This window comes from Pedobacter cryophilus (assembly GCF_005116455.1).
Classification (GTDB): domain Bacteria; phylum Bacteroidota; class Bacteroidia; order Sphingobacteriales; family Sphingobacteriaceae; genus Pseudopedobacter; species Pseudopedobacter cryophilum.
Genome location: NZ_SWBP01000001.1, coordinates 570,362 through 583,051, shown reverse-complemented (window position 1 = coordinate 583,051; position 12,690 = coordinate 570,362). Strand labels below are relative to the sequence as shown.

10 protein-coding genes are annotated in these 12,690 nt (G+C 34.5%); 6 read left to right on the top strand and 4 right to left on the bottom strand.

What is annotated here, in order from left to right:
- The first annotated feature begins 259 nt into the window (after positions 1 to 259).
- The gene (gene amaB / locus FA046_RS02425; protein WP_136824764.1) at positions 260 to 1,801 is read left to right on the top strand and encodes an L-piperidine-6-carboxylate dehydrogenase; all 1,542 of its coding nucleotides are present in this window, start codon (positions 260 to 262) and stop codon (positions 1,799 to 1,801) included.
- A gap of 56 nt (positions 1,802 to 1,857) precedes the next feature.
- On the opposite strand, the gene FA046_RS02420 is transcribed toward amaB, so the two are convergent.
- The 3 genes from FA046_RS02420 to FA046_RS02410 form a co-directional block, all read right to left on the bottom strand.
- Complete coding sequence (locus FA046_RS02420; RefSeq protein WP_136824763.1) at positions 1,858 to 3,696, bottom strand: DUF4153 domain-containing protein; 1,839 nt, start codon at positions 3,694 to 3,696, stop codon at positions 1,858 to 1,860.
- A gap of 34 nt (positions 3,697 to 3,730) precedes the next feature.
- The gene (locus FA046_RS02415; RefSeq protein WP_136824762.1) at positions 3,731 to 4,429 is read right to left on the bottom strand and encodes a response regulator transcription factor; all 699 of its coding nucleotides are present in this window, start codon (positions 4,427 to 4,429) and stop codon (positions 3,731 to 3,733) included.
- A 66-nt stretch (positions 4,430 to 4,495) separates the two neighbouring features.
- Positions 4,496 to 6,598 (bottom strand): sensor histidine kinase, encoded by a 2,103-nt coding sequence (locus FA046_RS02410; protein WP_225870864.1) that lies wholly within the window; start codon positions 6,596 to 6,598, stop codon positions 4,496 to 4,498.
- A gap of 128 nt (positions 6,599 to 6,726) precedes the next feature.
- Here FA046_RS02410 and FA046_RS02400 point away from each other — a divergent pair, with 128 nt between their 5' ends.
- Positions 6,727 to 7,656 (top strand): T9SS type A sorting domain-containing protein, encoded by a 930-nt coding sequence (locus tag FA046_RS02400; RefSeq protein WP_169303284.1) that lies wholly within the window; start codon positions 6,727 to 6,729, stop codon positions 7,654 to 7,656.
- Between the two features lie 154 nt (positions 7,657 to 7,810).
- Here FA046_RS02400 and FA046_RS02395 read toward each other — a convergent pair whose 3' ends face one another.
- Positions 7,811 to 8,185 carry a DUF3127 domain-containing protein gene (locus FA046_RS02395; protein WP_136824760.1) on the bottom strand — a complete coding sequence of 125 codons (375 nt, stop codon included), beginning with the start codon at positions 8,183 to 8,185 and terminating at the stop codon, positions 7,811 to 7,813.
- A 63-nt stretch (positions 8,186 to 8,248) separates the two neighbouring features.
- Here FA046_RS02395 and FA046_RS02390 point away from each other — a divergent pair, with 63 nt between their 5' ends.
- From FA046_RS02390 to FA046_RS02380, 4 genes are all read left to right on the top strand, one after another.
- Complete coding sequence (locus tag FA046_RS02390; RefSeq protein ID WP_136824759.1) at positions 8,249 to 9,436, top strand: THUMP domain-containing class I SAM-dependent RNA methyltransferase; 1,188 nt, start codon at positions 8,249 to 8,251, stop codon at positions 9,434 to 9,436.
- Positions 9,437 to 9,825: 389 nt separating this feature from the next.
- Positions 9,826 to 9,999 (top strand): hypothetical protein, encoded by a 174-nt coding sequence (locus tag FA046_RS17190; protein WP_169303283.1) that lies wholly within the window; start codon positions 9,826 to 9,828, stop codon positions 9,997 to 9,999.
- Positions 10,000 to 10,183: 184 nt separating this feature from the next.
- Positions 10,184 to 10,669 carry a peptide deformylase gene (locus FA046_RS02385; RefSeq protein ID WP_136824758.1) on the top strand — a complete coding sequence of 162 codons (486 nt, stop codon included), beginning with the start codon at positions 10,184 to 10,186 and terminating at the stop codon, positions 10,667 to 10,669.
- A gap of 394 nt (positions 10,670 to 11,063) precedes the next feature.
- Positions 11,064 to 12,686 carry an amidohydrolase gene (locus tag FA046_RS02380; protein WP_136824757.1) on the top strand — a complete coding sequence of 541 codons (1,623 nt, stop codon included), beginning with the start codon at positions 11,064 to 11,066 and terminating at the stop codon, positions 12,684 to 12,686.
- Positions 12,687 to 12,690 lie beyond the last annotated feature (4 nt).

Genomic DNA, 12,690 nt, shown 5'->3' with positions numbered 1-12,690 from the left:
GTGTAAACACCACTTTCTGATTTATTACTCTCAAATTATAATTTATACAAACAAGTTTGATTTTTATTTTTCAACAATTAGACAATTAAAACGCTAATCAATTGATTTTTAAAATGGTATAATAATTCTAAGATGTGATTATTATTTTGTGGTGATGTTAGTATGAATGCGCTCTCTTTATAAATTATTAACTTTACAAAGTTACCAAATTAAACCTAAGGTTTTAACATAAAAATAACCCCTTATCATCCCAATTAATATGCAAGTAGCCATAGAAAATGTATTAAAGAATCTTGGAATAGATGAAATTAATGATGCCGTAAGCACCGGTAAAAATTGGAAAAGTAGTGGCCAAGCCCAACTAAAAGATATTCATTCTCCAGTTGACGGAAAAAAAATAGCGGCTGTTAAATTTGCCACAGCTAAAGATTATGAGGAAACTATTGCAGTTGCTCAAGAGGCTTTTTTAAGCTGGCGAATGGTGCCTGCGCCTAAAAGAGGGGAGATTGTACGTCAGTTAGGAGACGAATTAAGAGCGCATAAAGATGATTTAGGCAAACTGGTTTCTTATGAAATGGGTAAAAGCTTGCAAGAAGGCTGGGGCGAAGTGCAAGAGATGATTGATATATGTGATTTTGCAGTGGGTTTATCTCGCCAATTATATGGTTTAACCATGCATTCTGAACGTCCTTTCCACAGAATGTATGAGCAATGGCATCCGCTTGGCGTAGTAGGAATTATCTCTGCTTTCAATTTCCCTGTTGCTGTTTGGAGTTGGAATGCGGCCTTAGCTTGGGTTTGTGGAAACGTTTGTGTTTGGAAGCCATCTGAAAAAACACCTTTAACCGCCATTGCTTGCCAAAAAATTATGCAAAAAGTTTTGGTGAGAAATGATATTCCTGAAGGTGTTTCTTGTTTGGTGATAGGTGATAGAGCTATTGGCGAATTAATGGCTCATGATACCAAACTGCCTTTAATTTCTGCAACTGGATCTACCCGAATGGGGAAAGCAGTGGGTGCTGCCATTGGTGCCAGATTAGGAAAACATATTTTAGAATTGGGAGGTAATAATTCTATCATCATTACCGAAAATGCTGATTTAGACATGACTTTAATTGGAGCACTTTTTGGCGCCGTTGGTACAGCCGGACAACGTTGCACTTCCACCAGAAGACTCATTATCCACGAAAGTGTTTATGATGCTTTTAAAGAGAAATTAGTGAGAGCTTATGGGCAATTACGTATTGGAAATCCTTTAGATACGCACATTCATGTTGGGCCGCTAATTGATCAAGACGCGGTAAAAAATTATTTAGATTCTATAGAAAAATGTAAAACCGAAGGTGGAAATTTTGTGGTAGAAGGCGGCGTTTTAACTGGTGAAAGCTATGAATCTGGTTGTTACGTAAAGCCTTGTATTGCCGAAGCTAAAAACGAAATGGCTATTGTACAGCATGAAACTTTTGCGCCTATTTTGTACATCATGAAATATAAAGATTTAGATGAAGCTATCGCGATGCAAAACGGTGTGCCACAAGGTTTATCCTCCGCAATTATGACCACCAATATGCGTGAAGCCGAAAGATTTTTATCTGTTACCGGTTCTGATTGTGGTATTGCAAACGTAAATATTGGCACCTCAGGAGCTGAAATTGGTGGTGCTTTTGGAGGCGAAAAAGAAACTGGCGGAGGCCGCGAATCTGGCTCTGATGCTTGGAAAGCTTATATGCGACGCCAAACCAATACCATTAATTATTCTACAACTTTACCTTTGGCGCAGGGGATAAAATTTGATTTGTAGTTTTTGAGGTTTTAGGTTTAGGGTGTAAGGATGAAGGTTAAATTAAATCTTCATCCTTATTTTTTTGGATAAATAATCAAAAACCCATTAAAATAAATATTACTCATCTCCTTTTTAGCTTTGGTTTTATAACCTCCATTTATTCTTTCAAAGCGGCAAACAAAGGTGTAATCTTTAAAATTTTGTTGTACTAACATTAAAGAATTTGGGACATCAAATCTTTCTATATCTGTTTTTTGGCTTTTAAATTCTTTATGAGAGAGTAATTTTTTAAGCATATTATTGTTGTTAAAAGTAATTTTCTCTCCGTTTTTAGCACTTATATTTAAGTTGTTGAGAGAATCTACAGTCAATGTAAATTGCTCTTTGTCTACATAAAAAGGAGTGCTTTTTTTGTCCTGAATATTCATATTAGAATTGAACTCTACAATTTTTATAGCACCATTTATATCTAAAATTCCTTTTTCCTGATTGTCAAATTTTCTTTCTTGAGAAATTAATAAGCCATTATCATCGGCAATTTCATACTCGGGATTTACTTTTAAAAGTCTTAATAAAGAATCTTGAGTTTCGCCTTTAATTTTATAGGCGGAGTAAACTTCTTTAGCATATTTATTTTCAAAATGCTTTTCCACGCTTAAAACATCATCTTTTATGAAAGATTGTAAAGACAAAACACCATGGTGTTGATATAAATATCGGGTAATGTCTCTTACTTCGTTATTTCTTTTTGGACTGGATTTCTGATTTAGAAAACCAGCTAATCTTTCTTGCTGAGAGTTTTTAGAAACAGCTTTTATTCCCCATGGTCCAACAATAATTATCAAGGAAATGATACAAAGACTGATCGGAATCATCCTGATTTGTTCTCTTCCTTTGATCAAAAAATAAAGTGTGATAAATATAAGCCAAACGGTTAAAGCAATAATTACATAACGACTTTCGGTAATGCCGTAATCAGCCACTCTTTTTTGGATAGAAAAAACCAGTAAAATAATCAGCGGAAGCATTAATAAATAGAAGCTTTTGCTGTACAATTTTATCCATTTGTTTTCTTCTAAATGTTGTAAGGGATGAACCAATAAAAGAGATAAAATACCAAAAACGGCATAGCCTAAAATAAGAATTGCCACAGAGCTTTCAGGCAAACTCCATTCTAGTAAAATTTTAGCTTCATAAACTAATAATATTAATAAATAGATACTGGTAAGCGGGATAAGTACATATTGAGTAAACACCTTTAAGCCTTTTGGGTAGGATTTTTCCTCATTAAGTTGTTTTAAAGGCTGGGTAATTCCCGATAGGAAAAATAAAGTATTAAACAGACCTACAATGATAATCCAAAGCCTTAAATAAACTTCACCTTCCCATTTAATATCAAACAAAGTTTGGATACTTAATAAGGCAATACTTAAACCCGCAAATAATACAGCACTGTATAAAGCCGACGTAGCAAAACGGATAAAAAAGGTTTTATTCATTTGCCAAAAGCCATTATTTTCTTCTTTAGAAATAAAAGCAGAAATGGCCACCATTAAATGAAAAGCAAAAACAATGATTAATAAAACAACAACATCAACCTGTTTATTAAAAGGGTTTAACCAAAGATATATGGGGATAATAATGGCAAATACCAAAGTATTTCCTAGCCATTTTGATATTCCTTTTAAAGCCCTGGCTTCTGAAAATAATGTGAAAGCCAAAGAAAAAGCTAAACCTAAATTCCCTAAATAAATGCCTTTAATGAGGTTTTGCTCAAGAGATAAATCTTTGGTTTGGTAAGAAAGTACGTAAGCACAAATGGTGGCAAGTGCTGCAAATAAAATAGGGATAGGAAATCTTAAGAAAACTTTTGAGGTAGAAAGCCATAATTGACTTAAAGATGGAAATTTCATATCAGCTTATTTCCATAAATATAAAGTAATGATATTAATTCACCAACAGCTTGTAGCCTTTACCATGTACATTAATAATTTCTACTTTAGGGTCGTCTCGAAGGTATTTTCTTAATTTACTTAAAAAAACGTCCATGCTACGGCCGTTAAAATAGTTGTCATCATGCCAAATCTCTAATAAAGCTTCTTCGCGGGTAAGTACATCATTCATTTTTAAACACAGCAATCTTAAAAGTTCTGCTTCTTTGGTACTTACCTTTTGTTGGTCGTTTTCTTTGGTAATAATTTGGGTTTGAAAATCAAAATGATAGCCGCCAATATCAAACTTTGTGGGTTTATTTTCGGGCTCAATATCTTGCTGCGCTACTCTTTTTAACAAGGCATTAATACGCAATAAAAGCTCTTCAATTCTAAAAGGTTTGGTAATATAATCATCGGCACCTAAACTATATGCTTCGGTTTTGTCTTCCATCATTCCTTTTGCTGTAGCAAAAATTATAGGAATGGCGGTATTCACTTTTCTAATATCATGAGCTAGGGTGAAACCGTCTTTTTTTGGCATCATCACATCTAAAATACAAATGTCATAAGTATCTGCCATAAATGCTTTTAGGCCTTCTTCGCCATCAACGCAAAGTTTTACTTCAAAATTTCCTTTTAAAGCGAGATAATCTTCTAAAAGCATTCCTAAGTTGGGATCATCTTCTACTAAAAGTATTTTTTTTCGACTCATGTTTTTTGGTTTTAGCTGATGTTTCTGCTTTTTATAGTGTTTAGGGAATCAACTTTTGCTTATCTGCTAAGTTAACGGAAATTTAATTTCAAATTCTGAACCTTTATCCTTTTCACTTTTAACGCTGATGCTGCCATTCATTCTTTTAATCATGTTATTCACATAGCTTAAGCCCAAACCAAAACCTTTTACATCATGTAAGTTTCCGGTAGGGATGCGATAAAATTGCTCAAATATTTTCTTTTGTTGATCTCGGTTCATCCCAATTCCCTTATCTTCTACCTTTATAATGAGTTGGTTGTGGTGGTTTTCTGTAGTGATAACTATTTCTGGCTGCTCTTTACAGTATTTATTGGCGTTATCTACCAAATTATAAATTACGTTAGAAAGGTGCAATTCATCGCCCATAATAGTGGTTTTGGTGGCATTTAAATTTAGGCTTACCAGCGCATTCTTTTTTTGTAATTGCAAATTCATGCTGTCAATTACGTTGGTAATTAACTCATTCATGTTTTGCGGGTGACGCTCTAACTTTAAATCATCTTTCTCAATTTTAGCAATATTTAGGACTCTTTCTATATGATTTCCTAGTCGGATATTTTCATCATAAATAATACCAGCCAACTTATTTACCCGGGCTTTATCTTCGTTAATTACAGGGTCTTTTAAGGCTTCACTGGCAATCATGATGGTTGCTACCGGAGTTTTAAACTCGTGGGTCATGTTATTAATGAAATCGGTTTTCATTTCAGAAACTTTCTTCTGACGCAAAATAGAGGAAATAGTGTAAGCAAAACTTCCGGCTAAAATCAGCAATAAACCTGCTGAAGAAAACAAAATTACATCCATGTTTTTCAAAATCAGGGTGTTTTTTTCGGGAAAAGTCACTGTTAAAAAACCAGCGTCTCTTACCATATCTTTAGTAAAAAGAACAGTTTTGTAAGTGTTTTCGGGCACAAATTCTTCTTCGTTTTGAGAAGCTTTAATAAAAATAACAGAATCTTCTTTGCTGTTGCTGATTTTGTAACTGTAATTTAAATGAATGCCATGATTGGCCAATTCAATATCCAATAATGAATCTATAGTTTGGGGCTGAATACGTTTTCTAAGTGGAATATTTACTTGCTGCATTTCTGACGCAATAGACTCAAAAACCGCACTTTTTGATCCTTTTTTTTCGGCGGCAGCCAAATATTTATTTACATTTTTAATTTGTGTTTCGGATTCTTTTTTTTGCGAGGCTAGGGCTAATTCAATATCAGATATGCCAGTTAAAAAATTAGCTTTTGGGAGAGTTCTTAATACATAACCTTGAATAGGATCTTGTACAACATATTGTTTAATAGAATCTACCACGGCTACACCTCTTCTAATTACCCGCTGACGAGTGGGTTTTACCGGACGCTCTACCACAGATTGTTGCACTTCGTTATAAACATTTCCATATTCATCAACCACCTCATTTACATCTATGCGCAAATCAAAATTGGTGGGAGCCGCAAATTCAGCCTCAATAGGACCGTTATAAACTAATCTGCTAGGGTATCTTGTTCTTAAAATACTGTCTCTAATTTTAAAAACACTATCAGATTGTAATTGCTTTGCTTTCATCAACCTCACAAAATTGAGGTTGGTATCAGTATTAAAATCTTTATTTACCCGTTGAAATTTAGCTTTTGTGGCTTCAAAAATGGCAGCATTGCCTTTATCAAATGATTGTGATTTAGATTTACTTTCTAAATGATATAAATGAGTAGGCTCTCCAAACAAAATAATGGGCTCATTAGTAGAATTTTTACCCATCATCGTTGCTAAACGAGACTTTCTATTATTTATAAATGATAATTTTTTTGGTTGACTTTTTAATGGATTATTGTTTTCTATTAGCGGCTCAACAATTTTTTGGACTTTGTTTTTTACCAGCTGTCGGATTTTTAAAAGCCTGTTGTTTTCTTCTATCTCTTGCTCTGCTTTATTGGTTAAAAAAACCAAAGCCTCTTTCTTCTCTAATTTATTGGTTACATTATTTAAAGCATCATTTACAGCTTGGTCAAAAAGTTGAGATTTTAAGCCGTAAGATTCTTTGATGAAATAGTATTGCATGGCCATTACTCCAAGCAGAGCAAAACTCATTAAACCTATAATCAAACTGATGCTTTTTCTTTTCATTACCAAGCAAATATACTCAAGTACAATTTTGCGATAATTTGTTTAACAATTTTTAACATTCATTAACAGAGCTTTAACAAAATGATGAGGCAATGAAGTTTACCTTTGATAAACTAAATTTTAAGGTCATGAAAAAACGAATACTTTTTGGTTATTGCTTATTAGGAACACTTACAGGTGCTCTTCAAACCGCTCAAGCTCAAAACACAGAAGAGATTAGAACTTCAATTATTATAAATAATGGCGATACCATTGTAAACGGAAAAAAATTTAAAGAGATACCCGAAAACGAAAAAATTGAATTGAGAAAAAAGTTTGAAGGGATGAATTCGGGAGCGAAAAGACTGAAGATGTCTGGGCCTCACTCAAATCAATCTAAAGTAGTGATTGTTAGAAATGTTGATGGTGTGGAGACCTTAACTATGGACTCTGTAAAAACCAAGGTTTTTACTTTCAAAGGAGATCATCAACCTATGACGTTAGAATTTAGAAATGATAGTTTATCAAATGGAATAAACGATTTTCAAGATCGTGAAATTATTATTCGTAAACATTTAAATGATGATTTAGATTGGGGAATGGTGCATCCTAAAAGAGCTCCTGGTATGCCTGCAATGCCAATGCTTAGAGGAAATGGTTCAAATCTTAATTTTGAAAGAGCGGTAACTAAACCAAATTCAAGCAATTTTAATTATTCAACAACAGATAAAGATGGCTTTACCACTCGTACCCAAATCTCATTAATAGACCCTACTCCATCAGATGTTAAAGCGGTTTTTAAAAGTGAAAATGTAGATATCAACACTTTATCAGTGGATAATTTAGTTTTTTACCCAAATTTCTCTTCAGGTAAAACATCGCTTTCATTTACCACAAGTGTCAAAGGTGTTTTAGATGTTAAATTACTAGATTCGTCAGGAAACGCCATTTTTTCAGAAAAGAAAACCCTTACTGGTGATACCTATAACAAGCAGTTTCCTTGGGCTAAAAACGGAATATATTATTTGCAGGTGAAGCAGGGAAGTAAAACTTTCCTCAAAAAAGTGATTAAAAATTAGTTTTGTGGTTTAAATTTGGGAAAGGTATTGGTGAAAACTGATGCCTTTTTTTGTTTTCTGGGATATTTTATCCTACAAAAATAAGAAATAAAAAAGCGGCCAACTTGGGAAGTTGAAGCCGCTTTTATCGCATTGTAATTAGAAAATAGGCTCTTTAAAATGGAAGATCATCATCTTCTCCAGGTGCTGCGCTAATATCTACCGGAGCAGCATAGGCTGGAGTTGAATTGCTAGCCGCTGCTTCTGAAGCGCTAAGCACATTTACCTTCCAAAGTTGTAAAGTGTTAAAAAATTGATCTTTACCGTTTTTATCAGTCCATTTACGACCTTTAAGGTTAAAGAAAACTTCTACATCATTACCAACTTTTATATTATCCATCAAAGAACAACGGTCTTGGATGGCTTCAAATTTTACATATTCAGGATACTGAGGATTCTCAGCAAATTCTACCACTAACTCTCTTTTTCTAAATTTTTCGGTCACTTCAATGACTTCTGAAACTTCGTGAACTTTTCCTTTGATATCCATATTAAAAACGTTTTGAAACTGTTTCAAATCTCTAAAATTTATTTGAGTAAATTGCGCAACTATATGAATCAAGTTTTCAACACTCCCTCAAAGGTGATCATCACCTGTAATAAAAGACTAGCACTTTACCTTCAACAAGAGGTGATGGAATTAGGCTTTAAGCCGATAAGAGTTTTCTCTACCGGTGTAGAACTAAACCTTAGTTTAAATGAATGTATCAGGCTGAATCTCAACCTCAGATGCGCCAGTCAGGTTCTTTATCGTTTACACGAATTTACTGCAGAAAACGCTGATGAATTACACCGAGAATTAGTAAAATTAGAATGGGAAAGTCTCATAGATTTTAGTGGATATTTTTCTGTAACCTCTAATGTGGATAACCCTACTATCACCACTCCTTTGTTCGCAAACCTTAGAGTAAAAGATGCCATTGTAGATAGAATTAAAGAAAAACACAAAATTCGTCCTGATTCTGGCTCCGATTATACCAAGGCTGTAATTCATTTATATTGGAAAAATGAAAATGCCGAAATTTATATTGACACCTCTGGCGAAACCTTAGCAAAACACAGTTACCGTAAAATTCCGGGAAAAGCGCCTATGTTAGAAGCATTAGCTTCAGGCACCATTCATGCAACCGGTTGGGACAAAAAATCAAATTTTGTAAACCCCATGTGTGGTTCAGGAACTTTGGCTATAGAAGCCGCTTTAATTGCCACCAAAAGAGCACCAGGTTTGTTTAGAATGAACTATAGCTTTATGCATATTTTAGGTTACGATGAAGAAGTTTTCTTTGCCGAGCGTAGAGCATTAAAAGATCAGGTGGTGAAGCAAATAGATTTCAAAATTATAGCTTCAGATATTTCTGAAGATGCGGTTGATATTTCTGAAAGAAATGCCCGAACAGCCGGCGTAGATACTTTAATTGATTTTGTTGTTTGTGACTTTGCCGATACCCAAATTCCAGAAGGTGGCGGAGTAATTATGTTTAACCCAGAGTATGGAGAGCGTTTAGGCGTTCATTCTAAACTAGAAGCCACATACAAACGCATTGGCGATTTTATGAAACAAAGTTGTAAAGGCTATAAAGGCTATATTTTTACAGGCAACCCAGATTTGGCCAAAAAAATAGGCTTAAGAGCATCTAAAAGAATAGAATTTTATAACGGAAAATTAGATTGCCGTTTGCTAGAATATGAATTATATGATGGCAGTAAGCGTGAAAAACCGGTAGAAGTGGTAGAAGATTAGTAAAGCAACACCCGTATTTCAAAAGTTCCAATAGCCTGGTTTTACGCTATATTTTTTGCGCCCTGCACAAGCCTAATGAGCAAAAAGATGCCGCTTCACCCCAGTTTATTTAACTTGGGTTATTGCTTTTAAATAAGAATTTGGGGCTCAGGAAACATAAAATGAGGATTAATTACATCATTTGACCAAATAGAAATTTAAAAGCCTTTAATGCAAATACCCAAGAGAATGGCAGTATTTCTTTACGGTAAACAGTATTCTGTTCTTTTTATGGGTCAATAAAACTCCACTTATTTATTTTATTTACACTAAATAAGTGGAGATAACATCAAAATCCCCTTTCATAAAACTCGGTTCGCTTATTGCCAACAGCTTCATAAATAACAATTATGAAAGCACCCTCTTCCCCAAAACAAATTACTTGGATTATTGGCTTAGTTGCTGGTATTGCCGGTATTATTGGTCATTATGCTAGCGTTCCAATGCTTACAGAATACAATTATCCTTTATTGTTAATTGGATTTTTAGTTTTAGCAGCTGGAACAACCTTCAAAGATATTTAGTACTATCCAAAATCTCTTTTACATTATCTTTTAAAATCAGAATGATAGACTGGTTTTTAGCGTAGCTATGTTCTTTTTTTGGTGATGTTAGCCTCATCATTCCAAATTTTAAATTAAGTGATAATCAATTACCTTTAGTATTTTAAAGTTATTGTCTTCGAATGATCATTTAGAATATTAATTAATGAAAACCCTTTCAGATTTACTCCAACTTGGCCATCCAAAACTTTACGAAGTTTGTGAACCAGTTTTAGAAAGCGAATTACCTTTAGTAAAAGATTGGGTGGCTGACTTGCACAATGTGATGCAAGAAATTAGGGCAAAATATAACTTCGGCAGAGCCATTGCCGCACCACAACTAGGCATTATGAAAAGGCTGATTTACATGAATATTGATCAACCTGTAGTTTTTATCAACCCAGAATTTGTTGAACTAAGCGAAGAAATGTTTGAGCTTTGGGATGATTGTATGAGTTTCCCCAACTTATTGGTCAAAGTAAAACGTCACCAACATTTAAAAATGAATTATTTAGATGAGCATTGGCAACCTCAGGTTTGGAAAATGGAAAACGATTTAGCCGAATTGCTACAACACGAGTACGACCATTTGGATGGTGTTTTATGTACCATGCGAGCTGTTGATGCTAAATCTTTTAAATGGCGACCGTAATTATAAATTATAATGATTAAGAAGCTTTCCTACTTTAATCTTATTTACGGTATATGTCTTTTTGCGATTATAAAAAGTGAAGGAGATTGGATTAGTCTCATTGGTATTGCCATTATTTTGCTTTTCAATTGGGTCGTTTTAAAGGAGGTAAATGGTAAGTTTATTATTTCGGCAAACTGGTTAAAAGTATTAACACTTCTATGCTTTATAATTTCTATTTTAATGTTTATAAAAAGCATAATTACACTGATTAGCATTTCTCAAATTGAGCCTGTTTATTTTGTGTTAATATTAATTGTATTTTTAAGAGTCATTTTCTCTTTTAGTATGTTTTTTCTTTTGTTTAAATTTTACAGACGGTTTAATTTTCTTCATCAATCATAAACTTCAAAATATGTCCAACTCTTACCCAAAATCAATACTTCTCCTAAGTTTAGTATTCATTTCCTCTTTCGGTTTCGCACAAAAAAGCAAAAACTCAAAAACTGAAGCACTCAAAAAGGAAGTCATCAATGCTTTGGAAGCAAAATCTAAAACCGCTCAAGAAATGGTAGATATGACTTTCAGTTTTTCTGAGTTAGGTTTCCAAGAAACAGAAACGTCTAATTATCTCACCAATATTTTAGAGAAAAACGGCTTTACCATAGAAAGAGGCATCGGCGGCATACCAACCGCTTGGATGGCAAAATGGGGAAACGGAAAACCATTCATCGCTTTAGGAAGTGATATAGATGGCATCCCAAAAGCATCTCAAAAACCAGGAGTGGCATATAAAGAACCTATTGTTGCTGATGCACCGGGGCATGGCGAAGGGCACAATTCAGGATTGCCTTTAGTGATTTTATCAGCTATTGAAGTGAAAAAAATAATGGAGCGTGAGAAAATGGCCGGTACCTTAATCATTTGGCCGGGTGTTGCTGAAGAATTAGTGGGTACCAAAGCTTGGTACATTAGAGATGGCTATTTTAAAAATGTTGATGCGTGTATTTTTACCCATGTAGGTAGTAATATGGGCGTTTCTTGGGGCGATGCTGGCAATAACGGCTTGGTTTCAGTCGAATTTAAGTTTGAGGGAAGTTCTGCTCATGCGGCAGGAGCACCTTGGAGAGGAAAAAGTGCTTTAGATGCTGTAGAATTAATGAATATTGCGTGGAATTTTAAAAGAGAACACCTTAAACCAACACAAAGATCTCATTATGTAATTACCGATGGTGGCGACCAGCCCAATGTAGTTCCTTCAAAAGCTTCGGTTTGGTATTATTTAAGAGAAAGAACCTACGAGGATATTAAAAGCATGTATGATGAAGCTATTCTATATTCAAAATCTGTAGCGGCTATGACCGGTACAAAAGTTTCTCATCAATTATTAGGGACCGCTTGGCCGGGTCATTTTAACAAACCAATTGCCGAGACGGTTTATAAAAACATTAAAACAGTTGGGTTACCAACTTGGGACACCGCCGACCAACAATTGGCCAGAGCCGTTCAAAAATTAGTAAATGCGCCAAAGAAAACTCAAAGAGGAGAACCAATTGACGGTTTAGCTACAAAAATTGACACTTTAAACGGACCCGTTCAGTTTTCATCTGGAGGCGGCAGCGATGACATTGCAGATATAGCTTGGAATGTGCCAACGGTGGTTTTTCGTTATCCATCAAACATTCCAGGTACGCCAGGGCATAATTGGGCCGATGCCATTTCTATGGCCACACCTATTGCGCACAAAGGTGTAGTAGCTGGGAGCAAGGTTGTTGCAGCAACTTTATTAGATATGTTAACCAATCCTAAAATTATTACCGATGCTGCTGATTATCATAAAAATGTTCAAACAAAAGATGTAAAATACATTCCTTTTTTAGAGCCAAGCACACCTGCAGCAACACATCTCAACAAAAAGATAATGGACGAATTTAGACCTCAGCTAAAGAAATATTATTACGACCCTACCAAGTACAAAACCTATTTAGAGCAGTTAGGAATTACTTATCCAACTTTAGAGAAAAAAGGAACAGAATAATTTC

Excerpts from the sequence above, each read along its gene's own strand:
- FA046_RS02395 (WP_136824760.1), bottom strand. The coding sequence starts at position 8,185 with ATGGATATCAAAGGAAAAGTTCACGAAGTTTCAGAAGTCATTGAAGTG.
- amaB (WP_136824764.1), top strand. The coding sequence starts at position 260 with ATGCAAGTAGCCATAGAAAATGTATTAAAGAATCTTGGAATAGATGAA.
- FA046_RS02420 (WP_136824763.1), bottom strand. The coding sequence starts at position 3,696 with ATGAAATTTCCATCTTTAAGTCAATTATGGCTTTCTACCTCAAAAGTT.
- FA046_RS02400 (WP_169303284.1), top strand. The coding sequence starts at position 6,727 with ATGAAAAAACGAATACTTTTTGGTTATTGCTTATTAGGAACACTTACA.
- FA046_RS02415 (WP_136824762.1), bottom strand. The coding sequence starts at position 4,429 with ATGAGTCGAAAAAAAATACTTTTAGTAGAAGATGATCCCAACTTAGGA.
- FA046_RS02390 (WP_136824759.1), top strand. The coding sequence starts at position 8,249 with ATGAATCAAGTTTTCAACACTCCCTCAAAGGTGATCATCACCTGTAAT.
- FA046_RS02380 (WP_136824757.1), top strand. The coding sequence starts at position 11,064 with ATGTCCAACTCTTACCCAAAATCAATACTTCTCCTAAGTTTAGTATTC.
- FA046_RS02385 (WP_136824758.1), top strand. The coding sequence starts at position 10,184 with ATGAAAACCCTTTCAGATTTACTCCAACTTGGCCATCCAAAACTTTAC.
- FA046_RS17190 (WP_169303283.1), top strand. The coding sequence starts at position 9,826 with ATGAAAGCACCCTCTTCCCCAAAACAAATTACTTGGATTATTGGCTTA.
- FA046_RS02410 (WP_225870864.1), bottom strand. The coding sequence starts at position 6,598 with ATGAAAAGAAAAAGCATCAGTTTGATTATAGGTTTAATGAGTTTTGCT.